23 protein-coding genes, 1 tRNA gene and 1 pseudogene are annotated in these 23,308 nt (G+C 66.9%); 7 read left to right on the top strand and 18 right to left on the bottom strand.

Going from position 1 to position 23,308, the window contains the following annotated elements; all coding sequences use genetic code 11:
* Nucleotides 1–66: 66 nt before the first annotated feature.
* Together ADBZ5N_RS03230 and ADBZ5N_RS03225 are read left to right on the top strand one after the other, a co-directional pair.
* Nucleotides 67–213, top strand: coding sequence for a hypothetical protein (locus ADBZ5N_RS03230; RefSeq protein WP_526256047.1), 147 nt, complete (start codon nt 67–69; stop codon nt 211–213).
* Entirely contained in the window at nt 213–1,085 is an 873-nt protein-coding gene (locus tag ADBZ5N_RS03225) for a glycosyltransferase family 2 protein (RefSeq protein WP_526256046.1), read from the top strand. The genes ADBZ5N_RS03230 and ADBZ5N_RS03225 overlap by 1 nt, the downstream gene beginning before the upstream one ends.
* Nucleotides 1,086–1,164: 79 nt before the next feature.
* Here ADBZ5N_RS03225 and ADBZ5N_RS03220 read toward each other — a convergent pair.
* The 12 genes and pseudogenes from ADBZ5N_RS03220 to ADBZ5N_RS03165 form a co-directional block, all read right to left on the bottom strand.
* A tRNA-Arg gene (locus ADBZ5N_RS03220) sits at nt 1,165–1,237 on the bottom strand.
* A gap of 307 nt (nt 1,238–1,544) precedes the next feature.
* The gene (locus ADBZ5N_RS03215; RefSeq protein WP_526256045.1) at nt 1,545–2,366 is read right to left on the bottom strand and encodes a TIGR03621 family F420-dependent LLM class oxidoreductase; all 822 of its coding nucleotides are present in this window, start codon (nt 2,364–2,366) and stop codon (nt 1,545–1,547) included.
* A gap of 189 nt (nt 2,367–2,555) precedes the next feature.
* Nucleotides 2,556–3,293 (bottom strand): anti-sigma factor, encoded by a 738-nt coding sequence (locus ADBZ5N_RS03210; protein ID WP_526256044.1) that lies wholly within the window; start codon nt 3,291–3,293, stop codon nt 2,556–2,558.
* A 10-nt stretch (nt 3,294–3,303) separates the two neighbouring features.
* Nucleotides 3,304–3,852: an RNA polymerase sigma factor gene (locus tag ADBZ5N_RS03205; RefSeq protein ID WP_526256043.1), complete on the bottom strand. Its 549-nt coding sequence runs from the start codon at nt 3,850–3,852 to the stop codon at nt 3,304–3,306.
* A 65-nt stretch (nt 3,853–3,917) separates the two neighbouring features.
* Nucleotides 3,918–4,763 carry a DUF1365 family protein gene (locus tag ADBZ5N_RS03200; RefSeq protein ID WP_526256042.1) on the bottom strand — a complete coding sequence of 282 codons (846 nt, stop codon included), beginning with the start codon at nt 4,761–4,763 and terminating at the stop codon, nt 3,918–3,920.
* 146 nt (nt 4,764–4,909) lie between these two features.
* Nucleotides 4,910–5,644 carry a hypothetical protein gene (locus tag ADBZ5N_RS03195; RefSeq protein ID WP_526256041.1) on the bottom strand — a complete coding sequence of 245 codons (735 nt, stop codon included), beginning with the start codon at nt 5,642–5,644 and terminating at the stop codon, nt 4,910–4,912.
* A 631-nt stretch (nt 5,645–6,275) separates the two neighbouring features.
* Nucleotides 6,276–7,496 carry an Nramp family divalent metal transporter gene (locus ADBZ5N_RS03190; protein WP_526256067.1) on the bottom strand — a complete coding sequence of 407 codons (1,221 nt, stop codon included), beginning with the start codon at nt 7,494–7,496 and terminating at the stop codon, nt 6,276–6,278.
* A gap of 3 nt (nt 7,497–7,499) precedes the next feature.
* Nucleotides 7,500–7,742: a hypothetical protein gene (locus ADBZ5N_RS03185; RefSeq protein WP_526256040.1), complete on the bottom strand. Its 243-nt coding sequence runs from the start codon at nt 7,740–7,742 to the stop codon at nt 7,500–7,502.
* Between the two features lie 36 nt (nt 7,743–7,778).
* The gene (locus tag ADBZ5N_RS03180; RefSeq protein WP_526256039.1) at nt 7,779–8,870 is read right to left on the bottom strand and encodes an NAD(P)H-dependent amine dehydrogenase family protein; all 1,092 of its coding nucleotides are present in this window, start codon (nt 8,868–8,870) and stop codon (nt 7,779–7,781) included.
* 21 nt (nt 8,871–8,891) lie between these two features.
* Nucleotides 8,892–9,683 carry an SDR family oxidoreductase gene (locus ADBZ5N_RS03175; protein WP_526256038.1) on the bottom strand — a complete coding sequence of 264 codons (792 nt, stop codon included), beginning with the start codon at nt 9,681–9,683 and terminating at the stop codon, nt 8,892–8,894.
* Nucleotides 9,684–9,984: 301 nt separating this feature from the next.
* Nucleotides 9,985–10,785: pseudogene (gene ku, locus ADBZ5N_RS03170) on the bottom strand (non-homologous end joining protein Ku); the annotation flags it as partial.
* A 39-nt stretch (nt 10,786–10,824) separates the two neighbouring features.
* Nucleotides 10,825–11,169, bottom strand: coding sequence for a hypothetical protein (locus ADBZ5N_RS03165; protein WP_526256037.1), 345 nt, complete (start codon nt 11,167–11,169; stop codon nt 10,825–10,827).
* Nucleotides 11,170–11,205: 36 nt separating this feature from the next.
* Here ADBZ5N_RS03165 and ADBZ5N_RS03160 point away from each other — a divergent pair, with 36 nt between their 5' ends.
* Nucleotides 11,206–13,488: an ATP-dependent DNA ligase gene (locus tag ADBZ5N_RS03160; protein WP_526256036.1), complete on the top strand. Its 2,283-nt coding sequence runs from the start codon at nt 11,206–11,208 to the stop codon at nt 13,486–13,488.
* A 143-nt stretch (nt 13,489–13,631) separates the two neighbouring features.
* Here the strand turns inward: ADBZ5N_RS03160 and ADBZ5N_RS03155 are convergent, their stop codons facing one another.
* From ADBZ5N_RS03155 to ADBZ5N_RS03145, 3 genes are read right to left on the bottom strand one after another with little or no spacing between them, the layout of a single operon-like run.
* Nucleotides 13,632–14,060 carry a hypothetical protein gene (locus ADBZ5N_RS03155; RefSeq protein ID WP_526256066.1) on the bottom strand — a complete coding sequence of 143 codons (429 nt, stop codon included), beginning with the start codon at nt 14,058–14,060 and terminating at the stop codon, nt 13,632–13,634.
* 2 nt (nt 14,061–14,062) lie between these two features.
* Nucleotides 14,063–14,776, bottom strand: a complete 714-nt coding sequence (locus ADBZ5N_RS03150; protein ID WP_526256035.1) for an HD domain-containing protein — start codon at nt 14,774–14,776, stop codon at nt 14,063–14,065.
* Nucleotides 14,773–15,234: a RidA family protein gene (locus ADBZ5N_RS03145; protein WP_526256034.1), complete on the bottom strand. Its 462-nt coding sequence runs from the start codon at nt 15,232–15,234 to the stop codon at nt 14,773–14,775. Before ADBZ5N_RS03145 ends, ADBZ5N_RS03150 begins: the two co-directional genes overlap by 4 nt.
* A gap of 121 nt (nt 15,235–15,355) precedes the next feature.
* Here ADBZ5N_RS03145 and ADBZ5N_RS03140 point away from each other — a divergent pair, with 121 nt between their 5' ends.
* Entirely contained in the window at nt 15,356–15,988 is a 633-nt protein-coding gene (locus tag ADBZ5N_RS03140) for a TetR/AcrR family transcriptional regulator (protein WP_526256033.1), read from the top strand.
* A 207-nt stretch (nt 15,989–16,195) separates the two neighbouring features.
* Here ADBZ5N_RS03140 and ADBZ5N_RS03135 read toward each other — a convergent pair whose 3' ends face one another.
* Genes ADBZ5N_RS03135 through ADBZ5N_RS03125 form a run of 3 tightly spaced genes read right to left on the bottom strand, consistent with a single transcriptional unit; the run spans nt 16,196 to nt 19,537 of the window.
* Entirely contained in the window at nt 16,196–18,070 is a 1,875-nt protein-coding gene (locus ADBZ5N_RS03135; protein WP_526256032.1) for an acetate--CoA ligase, read from the bottom strand.
* Between the two features lie 60 nt (nt 18,071–18,130).
* Nucleotides 18,131–19,000, bottom strand: a complete 870-nt coding sequence (locus ADBZ5N_RS03130) for an LLM class flavin-dependent oxidoreductase (protein ID WP_526256031.1) — start codon at nt 18,998–19,000, stop codon at nt 18,131–18,133.
* Between the two features lie 57 nt (nt 19,001–19,057).
* Nucleotides 19,058–19,537 carry a DUF2231 domain-containing protein gene (locus tag ADBZ5N_RS03125; RefSeq protein WP_526256030.1) on the bottom strand — a complete coding sequence of 160 codons (480 nt, stop codon included), beginning with the start codon at nt 19,535–19,537 and terminating at the stop codon, nt 19,058–19,060.
* Nucleotides 19,538–19,602: 65 nt separating this feature from the next.
* Between ADBZ5N_RS03125 and ADBZ5N_RS03120 the strand changes: the two genes are divergently transcribed.
* From ADBZ5N_RS03120 to ADBZ5N_RS03110, 3 genes are all read left to right on the top strand, one after another.
* Nucleotides 19,603–21,891 (top strand): heavy metal translocating P-type ATPase, encoded by a 2,289-nt coding sequence (locus tag ADBZ5N_RS03120; RefSeq protein WP_526256029.1) that lies wholly within the window; start codon nt 19,603–19,605, stop codon nt 21,889–21,891.
* A 38-nt stretch (nt 21,892–21,929) separates the two neighbouring features.
* A complete protein-coding gene (locus ADBZ5N_RS03115) occupies nt 21,930–23,069 on the top strand; it encodes an MFS transporter (RefSeq protein WP_526256028.1) in 1,140 nt (379 codons plus the stop codon).
* Nucleotides 23,070–23,079: 10 nt separating this feature from the next.
* The coding region (locus tag ADBZ5N_RS03110) for an SAM-dependent methyltransferase (RefSeq protein WP_526256027.1) at nt 23,080–23,308 on the top strand (229 nt) is incomplete at its 3' end.

Here is a 23,308-nt window from a genome sequence, read left to right as displayed (position 1 = left end):
GGGCAGCACCCAGGTGGCATGCATTACCGTCGGGAAAGACCTGTTCACGCCCCCAGGAGATTAACCGTGCCTTTGACCGTCACACTGCGCCCGCATTTCACAGCAGGTAGCGCCGCGGTCGTGGGGGGTGTGGCGTCGCCGCCGTTGGACCGTGTCGCCGGCTATCCGTTTCCCGGGCGGGTGGACTCGCTGATCGTCGAAGGCTGCTGCTGATGCCCTTACTTTCGGTGATCACGTGCGTTCTTCCGGGGTCCTCAGCCTGGTTGAGAGACGCCTGGCGAAGCCTTGAAAGTCAGAGTCTGCCCATCGGGTGGGATTGGGAACTGCTCGTGCAGATTGACGGCGAGGGTGCGCTCGAATCCGACCTACCCGAAAATGACTACCGCATCCGTGTAGCCAGGAATACCAGGTCCATTGGACCGGCCATGTCACGAAACATGGCTTTGGGCCGGGCTTCGGGCAGCCTGATCAAGCCGCTCGATGCGGACGACGTACTGCCTCAGGGCACACTGGCGCGGGAGCTGGACGTATTCATCCAGTTCCCGGAGACGGGTTGGGTCGTCAGTAAGACGCTGGACCTCCGCCCCGACGGCACGACGGTTCCCAACCCTCTCGGCATGGAACCGAACGAGGGTCCGCTCAGTGAGGGAGTGGTTATGGAGACCGTTCTGGCGTGGGAGCGGCATCCGGGTTACCCGCCTCCACCCACTAGTCGCACCGACTCTGAGCCCAATCCGTGGTGGGTAAATGTGATCGAAGAACGGGCAGCGCTGGGACTTCAGAGCGCGCCGCTGCACCCCGCAGCAATCATGGCCCGGACGGATCTCGTTGTCATGCTAGGTGGGTGGCCGGGAGTTTGGTCCAGCGAAGACTGGGGTCTTCTGCTGGCGCTAGAGGCCGTGTCCGGGGGACATTTCCTGCGCACACCCGGACTGTTGTACCGAGCATGGCCGGAATCACTCACTGCCAGCGGCAAACCGGAGGATCCGCAGATAGACAGGATTCACCAACACTTCAATCGCGCCCGAGTCGAGGAGCTTCGTCGGTGGGCCGCTGCTGAGGGCCGGGGCCTTCCGCAGCCCTGATTCCGCAGCATGCCGTCTGTCGGCCTAATGGGTTCTGACCCGGCGACTGACGCAGTCTCGACCGCTCATCGGCATTGAGTGCCCCCGGCATGATTCGAACATGCGACACCGGCTTTAGGAGAGCCGTGCTCTATCCCCTGAGCTACGAGGGCGGACCGCATGGCAGCTTACCGCCCCCGGGGCTCCGGGTTCCGTGCCGCTGTCGTTGGCGGAAACTCAGCGGGGCGCGTAATCGACTCCGCAGAGCGCGATCAGATAGCTGTGGCCGCGATCAGGAGCACTGCGGGGGTAGTCCTTGCGAAGCCAGGACGCCACTCGTCCTCGCTTGTGCGCGGTAGTTGAGATATTCAGGTGCACTGTCGTCACCACCTTTTCACTGTTGTAACGCGTTTGTATCGCGTTGTCGTCACTGGCCTTTCGTCTCCTCATGTCCCATACCCATCTCCTGGGACTAGGATCTCAGCGCAGTGCATCGATGACCTGTGCGAAGTACTTGCCATGATAGTCCTGCACCGTGAAATAACTCATTCCATAGACCTCATGGTGGGCGACTAACGTGTCGGCGATGTGCTGTGGCGACCCACTGAGTACGCTCGGCATCGCCATCAACTCCTCATCGGAGCGACCCGGGGCGTAGGCTCGGGTGAGCGCGAGGTCTGGCACCCCGGAGCGGTCGGTGGGTACCGCGGTGATCGCCAGGTTCAACTCCACGTCACCGAAACGGTCCCCGGCGGCCGTGCGCACGAAGGCGACTCGCTCGGCGAGGGGGTTGACATCCTGCGAGCCGGCTGGCCCCGCGCTGAACCCGATGATGTCAGCGCGTTGCGCGGCCAGCGTCAACATTCGATCACCGTTGCCGGCAATCAACAGCGGGACATTCGGTGTGGCCCGCTGCAGATAGTCCACCGTGCGGCTCAGATGTGCGACCCGCTCGCCGGCGCTCGGGTAAGGGATCCCAGCGGCCTTGAATTCCTCGCGGACGTACCCGGTGCCGAGCCCGACCTCCAGGCGGCCCTCACAGAGCAGGTCGGTATCGACGATGTCGCGGGCGAGCAAAGCGGGTCGGTAGAACGCCGCGTTGAGGACGTAGGTGCCGACCCGGATACCCGGTGCGGCCTCAGCGGCCGCCACCATCGCTGGGAACGGGGCAGGTGCCCCGAGGTGATCGGGGAAATGCACGACGTCGTAGCCCAAGTCGGCGAACTGGCGAACCCTGTCGCGGAGCCGTTTCGCCGATCCGAGTGAGCGCATCCCGATCCCGAATCGGAATTGCCGGTCCATCGCGTCATGTTAGGTGGACTCGGCGGGCAGGAGCGAAGCGACTCGGGGGTTGGACCCGGCGGGCAGGAGCGAAGCGACTCGGGTTGGACCCGGCGGGCAGGAGCGAAGCGACTCGGGGGTTGGACGACCCGGCGGGCGACCTCCCCGCGCTACCGACGGATGGTCGCCGCGATCGAGGTGAGCACACGGTCAGGTGAGCGGCAACTCCGCAATCAGCTGGCCGGTAGGCTTGGTCGAACCAGCGCCCGGCTCGACCGTGAACGCCAATTTCGTTGAATTGCCAAGGTTTTCCAGCACCGCCGTGGTCGACGGTGCGACGGCTTTGGCGTCCATTGTGCCCGCCGATGAGGCGCCGGCCGGGCTTACCAACCACATCTGGTAGACCGTTCCCGGTGCTGGTGGGGGTACGTCGTTCATGACCAGCACGCCGGCGTTGCGGTCCCGGGAGAACACCACCGTGGCGGTGCCTCCGGCGGGTATGGCGCCAGAGACGGTGTTGACGTCGGTGGCGGAGAACACCTGCTGGGCGGTGGACTGCGGCGCCGGTGCGGGCGGTCGCAGCGACAGTCCGACGCCGACCGCGGTCAGGCCCACCGCGACAGCCGCCGCAGCCGAGAGCAGGGCGGTCCGCCAACGGCGCCCCGACGGATCTCGGCGGGGCAGGGTGCGGACGTTGTCGTCGGTGATCGAGGACAGCAGACGGTTGCGCAGATCCGCGGGCGGCTCCTCGGCGTTGGACGCCGACACCACCGCCATCGTTTCGCGAACAGCCCGGACTTCGTCGTAGAAGGCATCTGCGACCTGCAGTCCGACGCTGGCAAGTCTGCCTTCGATCTCGTCGCGTTCGGAGTTCGAGACCGCATGCAGTGCGTAGGGGACTGCCAGGTCGAGCAGGTCGCCGCCGCGGTCGTCGCGTGTTGGGGTCATCGTCGTACCCTCACCGCACACCCAGGCAGTTGCGCAGGCCGCGCAGCCCATCACGCATCCGCGACTTGACCGTGGCCAGGTTCGCCGACAGCCGCTCTGAAACCTGCACGTAGGTCATTCCCTGGTAGTAGGCCAGTTCAATGCACTCGCGTTGGGTGTCGGTAAGCCCCTCCAGACAGGCGGTCACCCGGCGACGCTCTTCGCCGGAGATCACCGCGTCGGTGACGTTGTCGGTGTCCCTCTCCACGGTGGCCGCGCCGTAACGCGAATCGCGCTGGGATGCGGCCTGTTCGGCGCGCACCCGGTCCACCGCCCGGCGGTGCGCCAAAGTCAGCAACCAGGCCAACGCGCTGCCGGAGGCCGGGTCGTAGCTCTCAGCGGTTCGCCAGACCTGGAGGTAGACGTCTTGGGTGGTCTCCTCGCTGTAGCCGCGATCCCGCAGAACCCGGCAGACCATGCCGTAGACGCGGGATCGAGTGGCATCGTACAAATCGGCGAAGGCGGCCGAATCGCGGTGCGCAACCCGGCGCAGCAGAGCGTCCAAATCCGGCGTGGTCACCGTCGTACGCCCGTTGTAATCGGTCCCATCGCTTCGAAGCGTAGCCGGATAGTCGAGCAAATTGGTCACGATGTGGCCCACGAATGGGTCTTTGCCGGCCATCCACTCCCCCGGGGGGCAAGGGTTTTGCGAGCGACGCTCCCGCTGGCGACTGGCCGCGGCGCCACCGGCATTCCGCGCCATCGCAGCATCATGGCCTGGAACCGCAGGCCCAGCCGGGCCATCTGGGGCGCCAAGGGGTTCGTCAATTGCAACAGCAGCACCCGGCCCGCGCTGGCGCGGTAGCGCGAACCGCGCCAGGTGGCCACCAGGGCGGCGTGGTTATTGCGGTGCAACGAGACGGTCAGGTCCAGCCCCTCGCCGGGACGGGGAACCCGAACCAGGAAATAGCCGTCCGCGCCGGCGAACGGCGCTCCGCGAAGTTCATCGGTCACCGCCGCCGGGCCGTCCTCGGCAGCCGGCAGCAGGAAGGCCCGTCGCTCGCCGTCGACGTTCTGGACTTCGGCGATCACGCACCGCGTGATCCCGGCGGCGTCCTGGCACCAGAACAGGCTCAGCGGGTTGAATGCCCGGCCCAAGACGCGCGGCATCAGCAGCGCGGTAACCCGGCCGCCGGGCATGAACACCCCGTGCCGGGCGAGGAAGGAGTCAACGCGTTGCCGCAGAGTGTGTTCCGGGGCGCCGTCGAGGTGGTCGGCCGCCTCGAACTGAGCGAAGGGCCGCAACCACCAGGGCACCGTCGGCAGGTTATCGACGTCGACGTACCAGCTGTAGCTGCGGTGCTCGCCGAAGTGCTGCACCGGTGCGCGGTGCAGGTGCGTGACGCGGATGGGGTACACCGCGGGGGTCAACTCAGGTGCCGGCCTGAACGTCACCCCGGAGATCGTCTGGGCGGTCCCGTTGGTTTCCACACCTCTCATTCGGAGCGGCGCCGACGGCGGATGGGTGGGCGGTATGTGATCCAGGTCTCTCCGCCGGGGGACTGGGGCCACCGCGGCGCTAACACAAACTGACCCCCCGGGCCGGGTAGGCCTGGGGGGTCAGTTTCGCGGTGCGTTTAGAACCAGGTCCGGACCGGCGCCGTGCCCAACAGCGAGCCGATCGCGATGACCTGCGCCTTGCCGTCGTGGTCGCCCGTGGTGTACGTCGGATCGGCCGGGTTGATGGCGTTGTCCATCTCGATCAGGCCTTGGTTGGACGCGAACGAGATCCACGACGCCTTCGTCATGTTGGTCACCAGCTTCTGGCGGGCCTGGTTGTACGACTCGAAGGAGTGGCTCGGCAGGCCGGTGGAGGCATCGAATGCCTCCTCGCTCACCGATGCGGTGAAGATGAAGTTACCCTTGCCATCCGACTGGCCGCCGAAGGTGCGCAGGTGCGAGTTGGTCAGCAGGAACAGGTTGTCGCGGTAGGCCGGGCCGATGCCGGCGAGCGACCCGAGCAGACCGTTCTGGAACAGTTCGCCCGGCAGGGGCAGGAGGAAGCCCAGTCCCAACGGCCCGCCCTTGGGCGCCTGCTTGAACTGCTTGTCACCGACGATGCCCGAGTAGCCGATGCTGCTGAAGGGCGAGGGCCCGAAGCCCGACACCACCAGCGACCAGTTCAGCTGCAGTTGCGCCTCGTACAGGGACCGGGCCTTGACCTGGAACACCGTGTTGATCGGCTCCTGCATGGTCTTGGCACCCGGGGTTTCCGCTGTGCAGTTCTTTTTGGTCGAGCCCTCGCCGCAGTAAGGCTGGCCCACCCAGTCGGCGACCTTGCCGTCTTTGTTGATCATCCAGTCGCCCAGCACGCCGTACGGGGTGACGGTGGTGGCCGTCGGACTCGGCGGCACCGGCGAGTATGTCGGAAGGGCGGCTTGTGCGACCGGGGCAGCGGCCGACGGGGACGCAACGGTCGCAGAAGGCGCCGGAAGCGCGGCCGACGGGGCCGGCAGGGTCAGCGTGGCTGCGGCCGGTGCGGGCACCGCGGAGACGGCCGGGGTTGCCAGTGCCTCCGGGGGTGCTGGCGGCGCCTCCGGGACCGACTCGGTGACCTCGCGCGTCACTCGGCCCCGGGTCGGCGCCGATGACTCGGACCTCGCGGAAGCGGCCGCTCTGAGCGCGCTTCGTGATGGAGGTGCGGAGTCCGCGCGCGACGCGCTCGCAGAAACCCGGGACGGAGAATCCGCGCCCTCGGTCTCGGCCCCTGCAACCGCCGGCGCGCTCAGGATCGCGATGCCGACTCCCAGTGCCGTGGCGATTCCGCCAACGCGGCCTACGAATTGTGCTGCGCTCATGGAACGGTTCCTCCTCAACGTCTAGCGGCCAGGTCACGGGCGGGCCTGTGTCCTGTAGAGGTTAAAGCTCGAATGAGCGTGTCGGTCGATTTCCGGGAAATCGGATCCCGCGTCGTCGGATCATGCTCGGCGCCCGGCCGTCGGGTTAGCTGATGGTCAGATAGATCAGCGCGACGTTGAGCAGGGTGATCAGGGCGGCGACTAACCACGCCAGCGCCGACGTCAGCGTCCGGTTGACATCGGCTCCCATCACAGCCGGGTTGCCGGTCAATCGGACGAGCGGGATCAGGGCGAACGGGATCCCGAAGGACAGCACCACCTGGGAGAGCACCAGCGCCCTCGTCGGGTCGACTCCGCTGGCCAGGACCAGCAGAGCCGGCAGCAAAGTGACCAGTCGACGGACCAAGAGCGGGAACTTCCTGCGCAATAAGCCCTGCATGATCATTGCGCCGGCATATGCGCCCACCGACGTCGAGGCCAGACCGGAGGCCAGCAGACCCACCGCAAAGAACAGTGCGACCCCGGGGCCGAGGGTGTCGGCGACCGCGCTGTGCGCGCCTTCGATGGTGTCGGTTCCCTCCTGGCCGCGCAGGTTGGTCGCTGCCACCAGCAGCAGGGCGAGGTTCACCGTGCCGGCCACCAGCATCGCGGTGCCGACGTCCCAGCGCGTCGCCCGCAGTAGTCGGGCACGTTGCGCTCCTGGGGGCGGATGACCGTGACGGTCTCGGGCCAAGCCGGAGTGCAGGTACACCGCGTGCGGCATCACGGTTGCCCCCAGCATGGCGGTCGCCAGGAGCACGCTGTCGACGCCGTCGAACCGGGGGATCAACCCGTCGGCCACCGCGGCAGCCGGGGGGGGATTGACCACCAGGCTGGCGAGAAAACCGATGGTGATGATCAGCAGCAAGCCGGTGATGACGCGTTCGAACACCCGCTGTCCGCGCAGGTCGCCGATGGCCAGCAGTCCCAGCGAAACCAGTCCGGTGATCACCCCGCCGACCACCAGTGGCAGATCGAACAGCAGATGCAGGGCTAACGCCCCACCGATGATCTCGGCGACATCGGTGGCGATGGCCACCAGTTCGGCCTGCACCCAGTAAGCGATCCGGCTGGGCGTGCCGGTGCGGTCCCGGACCGACTCAGGCAGGGTCCGGCCGGTCACCAGACCCAGTTTCGCGCTCAGGTACTGCACCAGTCCGGCCATGAGGTTGGCGACGACGATCACCCAGACAAGCAGGAAGCCGAACTGGGATCCCGCGCTGACGTTGGCGGCGATGTTGCCCGGATCCACGTAGGCGATTGCAGCCACGAACGCCGGTCCGAGCAGCGTCCAGCCGGGTTTGGTCGGCGTCTGGGTCTCGGTCAGGGGTCAGAACCCGATCCAGATGCCGCCCCCGCCGATCCCGATCACCGGTGTGCCCCAGCCGTATCCCCAGCCGGAGTTGGGAATCATATTGGGATTGGGTGTGGTGGTGATCGCGGTGTGCCCGGGGTTGGCGCACACCCGGGTGAACGGTGCGCTGTCAAAGCAAGTGGGTGCGGCCACGGCGGGGCCGGCCAGGAGCGTAGCGGGTAGCAGGATGGCCAGGATCATCAGCAGCGTGCGCCCCATGACGTCCTCCGTAGCCGGGGCCGGCGGTGAAACCCCTTACGCCCCAGCGTACAAGGTCCCAGCGTACAAGCCTTTGCCGGTGATCAGCGGAAGATCCAAGGTGGTACGGATTCCCGGTTCGGCTGCCACCACTGCGGGAATCGCGTTGACGATGCGCGTCGCGGTGGCCAGCACCCCGGCGTGGTTGTGGTCGCCGTTGGGGCTGGACAGGCACAGGTCCAACGCGTAGCACGGCTCGCCGGTGATCTCGATGCGGTAGTTACCGCCCGGCTGGGCGGGCTGGGGCCAGTCGGGGCACAGGTCGTCGCGCAACCGGGTGATGTGCTCGAGCACCACGACCGGGGCGCCCTTGACCATGCCGATGACCTCGAACCGCAATGCCGCGGCAGTGCCTTCGGCGATATGGCCGGATGAGATGTCGAAGGCCTCCGGCGCGGGTTCGCGGATGTACATCTCCTCGAGCCCGTCGAGTTCGACGCCGAGTCCGGCGGCCAGTTGCCGCACCACCGAACCCCACCCGATGCTCAGCACGCCGGGTTGCAGCAGCATCGGGATCTCGTCCATCGGCTTGCCGAAGCCCATCACGTCGAACATCACCGTCGCACTGTCGTAGGTGGCGTAGTTGACGATCTCCATGCAGCGCACCTGCTCGATGCTCTGACAGGTCCCCATCAGGGCCAGTGGGACGAGATCGTTGGCGAAGCCGGGGTCGATTCCGTTGACGAACAGGCTCGACTTGCCTTGGTGCGCAGCCTCTTCGATCGGTCGGATCATCTCCTCGGGGATCACCTGCCAAGGCCACTGCAGGAACACCGGACCGCTGCCCACGACGTTGACACCGGCCGCCAGGATGCGGCGGTAGTCCTCGAGGGCCTCCACCAGTCGGTTGTCGGCCATTGCGTTGTAGACCGCACAGTCCGGTTGGGTGGCCAGCACCGCGTCCAGGTCGGTGGTGGCTTTGATGCCCGTCATGATGTCCAGGCCGACGAGTTCGGCGGCGTCCTTGCCGGCCTTGCTCTCCGAGGACACCCACACCGCGGTGAGTTCATAGTCCGGGTTGGCGATGAGGGAGCGCAGGGCGTGGGCGCCGACGTTCCCGGTGCCGATCTGGGCAACGCGGATGGGCATGGGGGGCTCCTTAGGGTCGGGTCACAGGTCAGGGATGGGCAGATCCAGGTTGGGCACGATCAGTCCGCCGTCGACCTCGAGCATCTTCCCGGTCAGGAAGCTGCCCGCGGGTGAGGCCAGGTAGACCGCCGCGGCGGCGATATCGTCGGGCTCACCGAGACGGCGCAGCGGGGTGGCCTTCTCCATCGGCTCACGCAGCGCGTCATTGGACGCGACGATCTCCAACGCCGAGGTCATGATCGAACCCGGCGCGATGGCGTTGACGCGGATTCGTGGGCACAGATCCAGCGCGGTGAGCCGGGTGTAATGGGCCAGCGCGGCTTTGGCGGTGCTGTAAGCGGCGAAACCCCGGCCGGCCAGTCGGCCCATAGTCGAGCTGATGTTGATGATGTTCCCGCCACCCGAGTGCGCGAGCATCAGCGGTACCGCGGCGACGGTGAGGGCGTGCGCGGTCAGCACATTGAAGGTGAAGGCGTCCCGCATCTCTTTGACCGTCGTTGTCAACAGCGCATTGGGCATGCTGCCGCCGACGTTGTTCACGACGATGTCGAGCCTGCCGAACGCCTCCACCGCGATGGCGGCCAGTTCGGCGGTCTTCTCCGGTTGGGCTAGGTCGGCAACGACGATATGCGCCCGCCGGCCGGTCGCCGCGACATGGGCGGCGACCGCTTCCAGGTCCGCGAGGGTGCGGGAGGCGATGACGACGTCGGCTCCTACTTCGGCGAAGGCGACGGCGATGGCCGCCCCCAACCCGCGCCCGGCCCCGGTGACTACGGCTACTTGTCCGTCGAGGCGGAACTTGTCGAGGATCACGGGGCCTCTCTTCGGGCGCTTTTCCCTTGTCGCTGGCTGATTCACCAACCGTAACAAGGTCCCAGGGCGCGCAGCGCCCGAAACAGCGAACGTTTCTATAACACGTTCTACTTTTCGACTACTTCTTGACGGTTGCCTTCGCGGGTGCCTTTTTGACAGTCGCCTTCGCCGCCGCCTTGGCGGGTGCTTTTTTGGCGGCGGCCTTGGCCGGCGTCTTCTTCGGTGCCGGATCGGGCCCTGCCCCGGGCCCTGAGTCAGACCCGGAATCAGACCCGGTGTCAGACCCGGTCTGGCTGCGGGCGGCGGATTCCTCGCGGCGACGCCGGACACTGGCTTCCAGTTTGGCCAGCAGATCGGAGACATCCTCGGAGTCGTCGAGTTTGGCCGGCGCCTCCGCTGTGGTGAAGGCCTGACCGCCTGCCAGTTTGGCTTCCACCAGTTCCTGCAGTTGCTCCTGGTAGGTGTCGGTGTACTGCTCAGGGTGGAAGTCGTCGGCCATCGACTCGACCACCTGGCCGGCCATCTTCAACTCGGGTGCGCGGACCTCGACATCGGCGTCCAGCGACGGGAAGTCGGGATCGCGGATCTCATCCGGCCACAGCAGGGTGTGCACAATCATCACGTTGCGTTTGGAGAAGTCCTTGACCCGCAGCGCAGCGAGCCTCGTCTTATTGCGCAGCGCAAAGTGGACGATCGCCACCCGGTCGGTTTCACTGAGCGCTTTGGCAAGCAGCACATAGGATTTCGAGGATTTCCCGTCCGGCTCCAGAAAGTAGCTTTTGTCGTACATCAACGGGTCGATGTCACTGGCCGGGACGAACTCCAGGACGTTGATCTCGTGGCTGCGTTCCTCGGGCAGGGTGGCGATGTCCTCGTCGGTGATCACCACTGTCTGGCCGTCTTCGGACTCGTAGGCCTTGGCGATATCGCGGTACTCGACCACCTCACCGCACTCACTGCACACCCGCCGGTACTGGATGCGGCCGTTGTCCTTGGCGTGCACCTGGTGGAATTTCAGGTCGTGGTCCTCGGTGGCGCTGTACACCTTCACCGGGACATTGACGAGTCCGAAGGCGACGGACCCCTTCCAGATTGAACGCATGGGAACAGTATGCCCAGCCCGGGCCGCTATCCCCGCGGGTTAGACGCCGGGAAAGGGGAAACCGCTCGGTGGGGTGGGGCCCAGCGGCAGATTGGAGGGAATGTTGAACGGCGTCACTCCGAGTGGGATGACGATGGGGAAGTTTTTCGGGGTCGGCCCGGGCGGGAGATTGGGGTTGGCCCCGGGGAACGCGCCGGGGATGAGGTCGGGCGATCCGAAGAGGTCGTTCCCCGGCTCGATGTCCACCGGCTCCGGCGTGCACGCGCCAGGGCCGGCTACCTGCCCCTCCCCGCAGCCGGGCTCGAGGTCCTGCGGGTCGGCCGCGGCGGTCGGCGCGGCGGCGAACGCGACGAGCGCCAGCGCCGCGGCCGAGAACCTGATCACCTGTTCCACGGTATCAGCGGGTAATACCGTGTGATGGTGACCGACGTCTGGCCCCCCGGTGCGAAGAGCGGGCCGCTGGTGAGGCTGACCAACCCGGACAAGGTCCTTTACCCGGCAACCGGCACCACCAAGGCCGATGTTTTCCGGTACTACACCGTCATCGCCGAGTTCATGCTGCCCCACATCGCCGGGCGGCCCGCCACCCGCAAGCGGTGGCCCAACGGGGTCGACGGAACAGCCTTCTTCGAAAAAGAGCTGGCCAAGTCGGCGCCGTCATGGCTGCATCGCGGCACGCTGATGCATCGGTCCGGGGACACCGTTTACCCCGTGATCGACAGCTCGACGGCGCTGGCCTGGATCGCCCAACAGGCCGCCCTGGAAGTCCATGTGCCGCAATGGCGTTTCGGCCCGGACGGCCGTCCCGGTCCGGCCAACCGGCTGGTGTTCGACCTCGACCCTGGCGAGGGCGTCACGATGGCTCAGTTGTGCGAAGTGGCCCACTCGGTGCGCGACATGATGGAAGACATCGGGTTGCCCGTCTTTCCGCTGACCAGCGGCAGCAAAGGTCTGCATCTGTATGTGCCGCTGGCCGAGCCGATCAGCAGCGCCGGGGCTGCTGTGCTTGCCCGCAAGGTGGCCCAACAACTTGAGCAGAGCATGCCCACTCTGGTGACGGCCACCATGACCAGGAGTCTGCGTGCGGGCAAGGTGTTCCTGGACTGGAGTCAGAACAACGCCGCCAAGACCACCATCGCGCCGTACTCGCTGCGCGGACGATTGACGCCGACCGTCGCGGCACCGCGAACCTGGGAGGAACTCGCCGAACCCGCCCTGGAGCAGTTGCAGTACGAACAGGTGCTGACCCGGGCGGCCGAGTACGGCGATCTGCTGGCTGGCCTGGACGGACAGACTGTCGATGAACTGACCAAATACCGCAGCATGCGGAATGCGGGCAAGACCCCCGAACCCGTACCCGCGGCACCACCCGCCAACGGAGAGGGAAACCGCTTCGTCATTCAGGAACACCGGGCCCGACGCTTGCACTACGACTTCCGGCTGGAACGCGGCGGTGTCCTGGTGTCCTGGGCGGTGCCCAAGAACCTGCCGGACAGCCCCGCTGCCAACCACCTTGCGGTGCATACCGAGGACCACCCGCTGGAATACGCCGGCTTCGAAGGCGACATCCCCAAGGGGGAGTACGGCGCAGGCAAAGTCGTGGTCTGGGACACCGGCACCTACACCGCGGAGAAGTTCAAGCTCGGCCCCGGCGGCAAAGGCGGCGAGGTGATCGTCGACCTGCGCGGTCAGCGGATCGCAGGACGCTACGCCCTGATCCAGACCGACGGCGACCAGTGGTTGGCGCACCGGATGAAAGAACAGCCGGTCGACCATGTAGGGGACCTGGCGCCGATGCTGGCCACCCTCGGGTCGGTAGACAAGCTCAACGGGCGGCAGTGGGCCTTCGAGGGGAAGTTCGACGGCTACCGCATGCTGGTCGAAGTCGACGGTGGCCGGCTGCGGCTGCAAACCCGCAACGGTCGCGATGTCTCCCGGGAGTACCCCCAATTGCAGCAGTTGGCAACGATTTTGGCCGACCATCACGCCATCCTCGACGGCGAGGTGGTCGCTTTGGACAGCCACGGTGTGCCGAACTTCAGCGAAATGCAGAACCGGGCGAGGGCCACCCGAGTCCAGTTCTGGGCCTTCGACGTCCTCAGCCTGGACGGAAGGTCGCTGCTACGGGCCCAATACCGGGACCGCCGTCGGGTGCTGGAAACCCTCTCGGCGGCAACCGGTCTCATCGTCCCGCCGCTGCTGGACGGCGCCGGTCCCGAGGCGCTGGCGTACTCCCGCAAGTGCAAGTGGGAGGGGGTGGTGGCCAAGAAGTGGGACTCCACCTACCAGCCGGGCCGACGGTCCTCGGCGTGGATCAAGGACAAGAACTGGAACACTCAGGAGGCCGTGATCGGCGGGTGGCGCAGGGGTGAGGGCGGCCGGTCCAGCGGAATCGGTGCACTGCTGCTGGGAATTCCCGAGGAGGGCGGCCTGCGCTTCATCGGCCGGGTCGGCACCGGTTTCACCGAAAAGGACTTGGCCGCCCTCAAAGCCACTCTCGCGCCCCTGCACACGCAGACTTCGCCGTTTCACCCGGCGCTGCCCCGTCCGGAGACCAAAGACGTCACCTACGTCCGGCCCGAACTGGTCGGGGAGGTCCGCTACGGCGAGATGACCTCCGACGGTCGGTTGCGCCATCCGAGTTGGCGCGGACTGCGCCCAGACAAGGCCCCGGCCGACGTGACATCGGAGTTATTGCAGTAGATGCAACATTGCGCGGCTGAGCATTGATGTTCTAGACGGTGTGGGGTGACCCCGGGCGTTGTGTTGGGGGTTGGGGCCGGGGCCTCACTCACCCATGTTCGTCGACGACGGCCTAAGAAGCGCGGGTGGTGCAGCGGTGGTGTTCACATCCACCCCCGCAAGAAGCCTGCCAGCAGAACCAGAAAGCCACCGATCTCGCCGACGATCAATGCTGTCATCGCCAGGTGGATGCTGCGGCCCGGTTGGCTGAGTTGGTTCGTTGTATCGCGTTTGGCGCCGTGAAGGATGTAACTGCCGATCGCGCCGACGAAGAAGACGATGATCGTCGCCGAGGCGGCCGCGTTCACCCAGGACGGCCATGCGCTCAGTTCGACGAACACCGCGACGAGCAGGGTGGCGAACGAATACAGCAGCGCTGAGCGGTGGGCGATGTCGACGTAAGGGTGGGCGAGGTGGTCAGGGCTGGTAGCCATCTGCCGGTACTTCCAGATCCCGAGGACCAAGGCGAGCAGGAAGATCAGGCCCGCGGCGAGCAGTGTCGCCATGGTGGGATTGCCGAGGGGTTGAATCATCGTCACTCCGGAAACGGTGAATGGTCGATACGCCAGGCGAATTGGCCCCAGCGACACAGGCCCGCTGTGACAGAAGCCGGGTGGGCCCGCGCTTCGGTGCGGACCTTCTCGGCGAAGAACCGCTTGAAGCCTGCTCGGGGGTGGGCATCGAGGACTTCCGCGACGGTCTCCGGGTGGATGTCTTCGAGCCGCATACCGGTGACGTCGGCGGCTGCGCCGAAGTGCAGCAGTGCGATTTCGGCTCGTTCTTTGCCGGCGCGGCCGACGTCCATGTGCATCCGGATTGCTTTGGCGACCAATGCCGCTCGTTCAGCAGGCCAGCTCTGACCGGTGAGCCAGGCCTCGGCTGCTGCGGCGCCGCGTTGCTCGAAGGGGCCGTCACCGCCGATGAAGTCGGTGAGGCCGAGATCATGCAGCATCGCGGAGATGAACAGCAGTTCAGCGTCCCAGTCGAGGCCGTCCCTGGTTCCCAGGGCGGCGCCGAACAGGTATGTCCGGTAACTGTGGGCGGCCAGCACGCCGGGGGCCTCAGCCTGCAAAAGGCTGGCAGACTCCAGGGCGGACGGGGTGTCCGGATATCCAATGTCGCTGAGCGCCAGACGTTCCGGCCTGCCCCGGCCCATCATCCTGGCAACGCGGCGCAGCGTCTGCTCGACCTGCGCGCGTCCCAGCCTGCCGACGGTGGCCAGTGTCGGTTCCGCGGTTTGTCGAGTCACGACCTGACCTCGGCGGTCACTTCGATCTCCAGCGCGATGTTGGCGGGCAAGGACGACACACCCACAGCCAGGCGCGCATGTCGCCCGGCGTCACCGAACACATCGACGAAAACCTCCGAGGCGCCGTCGATCACCTGGGTGTGGCCGATGAAATCAGGTGCGGCGTTGACGACCCCGCGGACCAGGACGATCCGCTTGACCGCGTCGAGGGTGCCGAGTTCGGAACGCAGGGTGGCCAACGCGGTGATGGCGGCGAGCCGTGCGGCCTCGCGCCCGGCGGCGACGTCGAGGTCGGCCCCCAGCCTGCCGAATACGATCGTCTGCGGCGGGTTGAACGGGACGTGTCCGCCGAGGATCAGCAGATCGCCGGTGCGGACGGCGTTGATGTATTCGCCGGCCGGAGGGAACGGGTCCGGCAGTTCGATGCCGAGGGCCCGCAGGCGCGCGTCAGCCGACACGGTGAACCTCCCAGCCAACCGGAACTTGTTGCAACGGTTTCAACATGCGCCTGATCGTAAGGTGGGCTTCAACGTATTGCAAGCGTTCTAATAATCGGCTTTCCGCAGTACGATCGCCCTCGTGGAAGCCGTCGCGCAACGCCGTGTGGACCCGCGCAAGCAGCGCACCATGGATGCTCTGTTGGCCGCTGCCCAGCAGATGTTCGCCGAGCGTCCGGTGGAGGAAGTGACCGTTGAGGAGATCGGCCAGCACGCCGGTGTGGCGGTGGGCTCGATCTACAACAACTTTGGCAGCAAGGAAGGTCTGTACGCCGCGGTGGTAGCCCGGGCGCTCGACGTCGATCGCGACTATATGGATCGCGCCTACACGCCCGACCGCAATCCGATCCAACAACTCCTGGCCGCCTCCGAACAGTACTTGCGCTTCGCGCTGGACCATCCGCAGTTCTTCCGGATGCTTGCATTTCCAACCAAACCCGGCCCCTATCCGGCAGCGGCCGATACTGCGGCGCTGTTGAGTCAACGGGTCGACGAGCAGAACGCCAGGATGGTCGATGCGATCGAACGAGGTATCGCCGAAGGCGTTGTCCGCCAGATAGATCCGCAGAAGACCGCCACCATCCTGTGGGCGAGCTGGAACGGCATCATCAGCCTGGCTTGGCGACACGACGACCTCCGGCAGAACCCGCAAGCGCTCGCTGAACTGATCGAGAAGGCAGCCGACCTAGTCAGCTACGGACTGCGGCTGCGCTAGTTCACTAGGCCCCGCGACGACGCCCCACGGCGAGAGTTAACGGTTGACAGGTTCGTTGAAGGCGCCCTGGTCGTCGCCGACCATCCACAGCACGTGGAATGCTCAGCGCCCCGCCCAGCCGAGGTGCCGTCGGTGGAGAGATACTCGGCGAATGAGTCCGCTGAGAGGCGGATCGTTACCGCGCGGGCCCGAGAATGCCCGTCCGTGTCACTTGTCGCCCTTCAAGACCGGGCGCAATATGTCCAACACCGCAGGGTCCTCGATGGTCGACGGCACCGGCTCGTCGTGCCCGTCGGCGATACCGCGCATGGTCTTGCGCAAAATCTTGCCGGACCGGGTCTTAGGCAGTGCGGGCACGACATCGACGGTGTTGAAACAGGCCACCGCGCCGATCGAGTGCCGAACCGCCGCCACCAGGTCCTCTGCGAGGCCGGTTGCCGAGGCCCCGGCCTTAAGCACGACGAACCCGCGCGGAACCTGGCCCTTGATCTCGTCGGCCACCCCGATCACTGCGCACTCTGCCACCGCCGGGTGGGCGGCCACCACCGCTTCGATCGCCCCTGTCGACAGCCGGTGCCCGGCGACATTGATGACGTCGTCGATGCGGCCCATCACGAACAGGTAGCCGTCGTCGTCGAGATATCCGCCGTCGCCGGTCAGATAGAACCCGGGATGCTCGCACAGGTAGGACGCCTCGAAGCGGGTATCGTCCCCCCACAGCGTGGGTAACGTACCGGGCGGCAACGGCAGCCGGATGCAGATGGCGCCTTCCTCGCCACGCGCACACCCCGACCCGTCCGGGTGCAGGACTTGGACGTCGTAGCCGGGCATCGGCACTGTCGGCGATCCAGCCTTGAGGGGGAGTTGCTCCACCCCAACGGGATTGGCGGCGATCGCCCAGCCCGTCTCGGTCTGCCACCAATGGTCGATCACCGGTATCCCGAGCACCTCGGAGGCCCACGCATAGGTGTCGGGATCCAGCCGCTCACCGGCCTGGAACAGATACCGCAACGAGGACAGGTCGTAGCGGCCGATGTGGGAGCCCTGCGGGTCCTCTTTGCGGATGGCCCGCAGCGCGGTCGGGGCGGAGAACAGCACCGTCACCCCGTGTTCGGACACCACCCGCCAGAACGCGCCGGGGTCAGGGCTCCCGATCGGCTTGCCTTCGTAAAGCACCGTCGTCGCCCCGGCCAGTAACGGGCCGTAGGCGATATAGGAATGGCCCACCACCCAGCCGACGTCGGAGGCCGCCCAGAACACCTCCCCGGGTCCGACGCCGTAGATGTTGGCCATACTCCAGGTCAGGGCCACCGCGTGGCCGCCGTTATCGCGGACGATGCCCTTGGGTTTACCGGTCGTGCCGGAGGTGTAGAGCACGTAGAGCGGATCGGTGGCGGCCACCGGCACCGGCTCAACCGGCTGGGCGGTCGCCATCAGATCGGCCCAGTCGTGGTCGCGGCCCTCCCGCAGATCGCAGCGCTGCCGGTCGCGTTGGACGATCACGCACGCCTTGGGCTGATGGGTTGCCCGCTGCAGCGCGTGATCGAGCATTGGTTTGTACTCCACCACCCGGGTCGGCTCGATTCCGCAGGAGGCCGAGACGATCACCGCCGGTTGCGCATCGTCGATGCGGGTGGCCAACTCGTGACTGGCGAAGCCGCCGAATACCACCGAATGCACCGCGCCCAGTCGGGCGCAGGCGAGCATCGCCACCACCGCCTCGGGGATCATCGGCATGTACAGCACCACCCGGTCGCCCTTACCCACCCCAAGCTCGCGCAGCACCCCGGCGAAACGCGCTGTGTGGTCGAGTAATTCGCGATAGGTGTAGGTGCGCTTGGTTCCGGTGACCGGCGAGTCGTAGATCAGCGCCGGCTGGTCGCCGCGTTGTTCGATATGCCGGTCGAGGGCGTTGAAGCAGGTGTTCAGTTCGGCGTCGGGGAACCACCGGTAGAACGGTGGATGGGTGTCGTCAAGGATTCGCCGGGGTTCCCTGGTCCAGGACACCGCTGCGGCAGCGCGAGCCCAGAATGCCGCCGGGTCGTCGAGGCTGGCTTGAAAGATGTCGTGATATCCACCCACCTCTTGACCGTATCGCGGTACCCACGCCGGCGAGGTGCGCCGGGGTGAACCGGGCGGCTCTTAAGTCACCTTGCCGATGACGTTCTCGGCGAACATCTCCAAATTGCGGATCTTGGCGTCGAGAGGTTCGGTGTCCGGGCCGTTGATGTAGGGGATGCGGAAACCGACGATCACATCGGTAACGCCCTTGTCTTCCAGGCGTTTGCATCCGTCGACGGTGAAGCCGTCGATCGAGATGACGTGGATCTGGAAGTCCTTGTCGGCGGTGCCTTCTTCTTCGCGGTAGCGATTGAGCGTGGTCAGCAGTTCGTCGAGGTCCTCGTTGCCGCCGCCGTGCATCCAGCCGTCGTTGCGGGCCGCCCGGCGCAGGGCGGCGTCGGCGTGCCCGCCGATCAGGATCGGAATCGGTTCGCTGGGGGCGGGCGTCATCTTGATCTTGGGGATGTCGTAGAACTCGCCGTGATACTCGAAGTAGTCCCCGGAGGTCAGCCCGCGGATGATGTCGATGCATTCGTCCATCCGCTTGCCGCGCTTGGCGAACGGCACCCCCATGATGTCGTAGTCCTCGGGCCACGGGCTTGTTCCGACGCCCAGGCCGACCCGGTTGCCGATCAACGCGGCCAACGATCCGGCCTGCTTGGCCACCAGGGCCGGCGGGCGGATCGGCAGTTTGAGCACGAAGAAGTTGAAGTTCAGATTGGTGGTCACCGCGCCGAGGGCCGCGGTGATGATGAAGGTCTCGATGAAAGCTTTGCCGTCGAGGAACTCACGGTTGCCGTCCGGGGTGTACGGGTATTTCGCGTCGGACTCAAATGGATAGGCGATGCTGTCGGGGATCGTCATCGCGTGATAGCCGGCGGCTTCGGCAGCTTTGGCCAGCGGGATGTAGTAACTCGGATCGGTCATCGCCTCGGCGTAGGTGAATCGCACCTACCGATCGTAGAGGCCGCCCGGGGAAGGCCGTTGGCGGTTTAGCAGACCGGGTGGTCAGCCGCCCTCGGCCGGCGCCGTGGTGCTCACGTCGTTCCAGACCGAACGGGCCCCGGAGTCACCTACCCGGTAGGTCTGGATCATCGCGGCGACTCCGATCACGATCACGGCGACTGCCACGATCGCCGAGAGGACGGCCGAGTGCTTGTCGCGTTGCGTGCGGACATGCAGAAAAGCAAGCAGGCCCGCGGCCACGACCAAGCCGATCGCGACGTAGATCATCGTCTCGCCGAGATGCTCGTGCTTATCGAGGAACGGCGAGTCGGGGGTGCGTTCATACAGCCACTCCCCGGCTTCGCTGGTGATCGGCGTCAGTACCACTGTGATCCCGGCCAACGCCGCCACCAACCACACGAACCGCCGCCGCGCGGCCGGCCAGACCGCACATAGGATGGCCAAGATCGCGGTCAGTGGCGCGAGCACCACCACGAAATGGACGAGCAGTGGGTGGGCCGGCAGCCCGCTGAAAGTCGACACGGGGTGATGCTATCGCGGAACGGCCCTTCACCTGTTCGGCTGCCCACTGACAGACTGATGTGGTCATGGTCAACCTGCGCGGGCTGCTATTCGTTGTGACGCTGGCGGCTTTGGTTGCCGGGGGTGTCGCTCGGATCAGTGGTGCGCCCCAGATCGCCGACTACTGCTGGATCGCCGGCACCGTCGCGGCGATTCTGCCGGCCGGTTGGTGGGTGATCGCCAGCCTGCGGGCGGGACGCTTCGGCGTCGATATCCTGGCGGTGCTGTCGCTGGCCGGATCGCTGGCGGTCGGTGAGTATCTGGCCGGCGCGTTGATCGCGGTGATGCTGGCCACCGGTCAGGCGTTGGACGCCGCCGCCGAGCGGCGCGCGACCAAGGATCTGCGTGCGCTGCTGGACCGGGTGCCGCGTACCGCCCGACGGCGCACCGCCGACGTCGTCGAAGTGGTCGACCTCGACGACATCGCGGTGGCCGACATTGTGATCGTCGGCCCTGGTGAAGTACTCCCGGTCGACGGGCGGGTGCACTCGGAGTACGCCGAGATCGACGATTCGGCGCTGACCGGCGAACCCCTGCAGGTGCGGTACGGCAACGGGGAGCAGGTGCGCAGCGGCAGCCTCAACGCCGGCGGCGGGCTGGAGATCCGGGCCACCGCCACCGCCGCGGACAGCACCTACGCCGGCATCGTGCGGCTGGCCAAACAGGCGGCCGCAGAATCGGCCCCGGTGGTGCGGCTGGCCGACCGGGTGGCCGCCTGGTTCGTCCCGCTGGCGCTGGCCGTCGCGGGGCTGGCCTGGTGGATCAGCGGATCGGCCGCCCGGGCGGTAGCAGTCCTGGTGGTCGCCACACCCTGCCCCTTGCTGCTGGCCGCACCGGTCGCGATCGTCTCCGGCCTGTCGCGCGCGTCCCGGATCGGGGTCTTGGTGCGGGGGGGTGGGCCGCTGGAAACACTCGGCCGGGCCACCACGTTGGTGTTGGACAAGACCGGAACCCTGACGTCGGGACGGCCGCGCGGAACCGATGTGGTGACCGCGCCGGGCTGGGATTTCGACGAGGTGCTTCGGCTTGCGGCCTCCGCTGACCAGCTCTCTCCACACGTCCTGGCCGCGGCGATCGTCGAGGAGGCGAGGCTGCGCGGACTGACGCTGAGCATGCCCACCGACACCGCGGAAGAGGCCGGCGCCGGGGTCGTGGCGACCGTCGACGGACGCCGGGTGCAGGTCGGCAACCTCGGCCTCGACGGGCAGCACGAGGACTGGGTGGCCTCGGTGTTGTCGCGGGCCTCGCTGGACGGCGCCGTAGTGGCCTGGGTCCGGGTCGACGGTGACATCGTCGGCGCAATCCTGCTCGCCGACCCGTTGCGCCCGGACGCCCCGCGCACTCTGCGTCGACTGCGGGCGGCCGGTATGACCCGACTGGTGATGCTCACCGGGGATCGGCCGGCCCCGGCCCAGCAGATCGGGACGGTACTGGGCCTCGACGAGGTGGCCGCCCAGCAGACCCCTGCCGACAAGGTAGCCCGGGTTCGTGTCGAGCGGGAGCGGGCGGTGACGGCGATGGTCGGCGACGGTGTCAACGACGCGCCGGCACTGGCCGCCGCGGACGTCGGCATCGCGATGGGGGCGCGGGGATCCACGGCCAGTTCCGAAGCGGCTGACATCGTGCTGACTTCCGACCGCCTCGACCGGTTGGCCGATGCCAAAATGATCGCCCGCCGATCGCGGCGCATCGCGGTGCAGAGCGCAGTCGTCGGCATGGGACTGTCGTTGGTGGCCATGGGTTTTGCCGCCGTCGGCCTGCTGGCGCCGGCGGCCGGCGCGCTGCTGCAGGAGGGTATCGACCTGGCGGTGATCCTCAATGCGCTGCGGGCGCTGCGCGGTGACCCGGCTGCAGCGGTGCGGCTTGACCAACCGACCCGGGAAATGCTGCAGCGGTTTTCCGTCGAGCACGACCGGATGCGCGACGAACTATCCGTGCTCCGCGACGTCGCCCAGCAGATCAGCGCGGGACAGCGCAGTGCCGCTCTGGTGACGTTGCGCGCGGCGGACGGCTTCCTGCGCGACACCGTGCTGCCGCATGAGGACGCCGAGGACAGCGCGCTTTACCCGGCATTGGCCCGACCGCTGGGGAGCCCCGAAGCCACCGCCACCATGAGCCGGATGCACGCCGAGATCCACCGGCTGGCTCAGCGACTGCACAGCCACCGGGAGATCGCCGAGGTTGCCGGTACCGTGACCGACGACCAGAGCGATGATCTGCTGGCCTGCCTGTACGGCTTGTACGCCGTGCTGTGCCTGCACTTCGTGCAGGAAGAGGAGAACTTCTTCGTGTTGGCTCCGGCGTCACACCCGTGAGGCCGCGTCGAGCGCGAACACCCTGGCTGAATCGGAACGTGCGGGTCCTGTCTGCGGTGTCATTCCTGCAGGACACCGCCAGCGAACTGCTCTATCCGCTGCTACCGATCTACCTGACCACCGTTCTGGGGGCGCCACCGGCGGTAGTCGGTGCCATCGAGGGTGCGGCCGAGGGGGCAGCCTCGATGACCAAGATCGCAGTCGGACCACTCGGTGACCGCTTCGCCCGTCGTCCGCTGATCGCCACCGGATACGGGATGGCGGCGCTCGGCAAAGCCATCGTGGCGATGGCTGGGGCGTGGCCGGGCGTGCTGACCGGACGGGTGGTCGACCGGCTGGGGAAGGGCCTGCGCGGCGTGCCACGCGATGCGCTTCTGATCGACGGTATCGAAGCAGGTTCCCGCGGAAAGGTTTTCGGATTCCACCGCACCATGGACACCTTCGGCGCGGTGATCGGTCCACTGCTCGGTCTGGTGGGCTATCAACTGCTGGATCAGCAGATCGCCCCGCTGCTGTACATCGCGATCGTGCCGGCGGTGCTGTCGGTTCTGTTGATCACCTTGGTCCGGGAAAAGCCGCGCAGCGGCCCACGGCCCGCCCGCCAGCCTTTCCTGCGGGGGGTGGGTGAGCTGCCGAGCCGGTTCTGGCGGGTGACCGCCGTGGTGGTCGGGTTCGGCTTGGTGAACTTTCCCGACGCGCTGCTGTTGTTGCGGCTCAACGAGATCGGCTTCGGTGTTGTCGAGGTGATCCTGGCCTACGTCACCTACAACCTGGTGTACGCCCTGGCCAGCTTCCCGGCCGGAATGTTGGCTGACCGACTGCCCCGCTCGGCGGTGTTCGGAATCGGGCTGGTCTTCTTCGCGGTCGGCTACATCGGGCTGGGGATGACCAGCGACCCGGTGCTGGCCTGGCTGCTGATCGGTGTCTACGGCTTGTTCACCGCCTGCACCGACGGGGTCGGCAAAGCATGGGTCTCCGCGCTGGCCGGGGCGGACCAGCAGGCCACCGCCCAGGGGGCGTTCCAGGGCGGCAGCGGTCTGGCCATCCTCGTCGCCGGGGTGTGGGCGGGTCTGCTGTGGGGCGATGACGGGCGCCTGCCGTTGCTGGTCTCGGGAATCGTGGGTGCCTGCTTCGCGGCCGCACTGCTGGGCCGGTGGGCGCTGGTTGCCCGCCGATAGGCTCGGCGGTATGCGTACCGTCCACGTCATCGGTATCGGAGTGGGCGATCCCGACTACGTGACGGCCCAGGCGGTCCGGGCCCTCAACGACACCCAGGTGTTCTTCGCGATGGACAAGGGCGAGGCTAAAAGCGACCTGGTGGCGCTGCGCCGGGGGATCTGCCGGCGCTTCATCACCCGGCCCGGATACCGCTTCGTCGAAATGCCCGACCCGCCAAGGGCGGCGGTGTCGAACCCTC

The sequence above is a fragment of the Mycobacterium sp. genome, assembly GCF_044370595.1.
Taxonomy (GTDB): domain Bacteria; phylum Actinomycetota; class Actinomycetes; order Mycobacteriales; family Mycobacteriaceae; genus Mycobacterium.
Note: the sequence above shows the minus strand (reverse complement) of the source record. Positions and strands in the feature narration are given on the sequence as shown.

Bases quoted from the DNA above. Each gene is read 5' to 3' on its own strand.
- ADBZ5N_RS03215 (WP_526256045.1), bottom strand. From the start codon at position 2,366: ATGGACCGGCAATTCCGATTCGGGATCGGGATGCGCTCACTCGGATCG.
- ADBZ5N_RS03155 (WP_526256066.1), bottom strand. From the start codon at position 14,060: ATGATTCAACCCCTCGGCAATCCCACCATGGCGACACTGCTCGCCGCG.
- ADBZ5N_RS03185 (WP_526256040.1), bottom strand. From the start codon at position 7,742: ATGGGGCGCACGCTGCTGATGATCCTGGCCATCCTGCTACCCGCTACG.
- ADBZ5N_RS03120 (WP_526256029.1), top strand. From the start codon at position 19,603: ATGGTCAACCTGCGCGGGCTGCTATTCGTTGTGACGCTGGCGGCTTTG.
- ADBZ5N_RS03210 (WP_526256044.1), bottom strand. From the start codon at position 3,293: ATGACCCCAACACGCGACGACCGCGGCGGCGACCTGCTCGACCTGGCA.
- ADBZ5N_RS03180 (WP_526256039.1), bottom strand. From the start codon at position 8,870: ATGCCCATCCGCGTTGCCCAGATCGGCACCGGGAACGTCGGCGCCCAC.
- ADBZ5N_RS03225 (WP_526256046.1), top strand. From the start codon at position 213: ATGCCCTTACTTTCGGTGATCACGTGCGTTCTTCCGGGGTCCTCAGCC.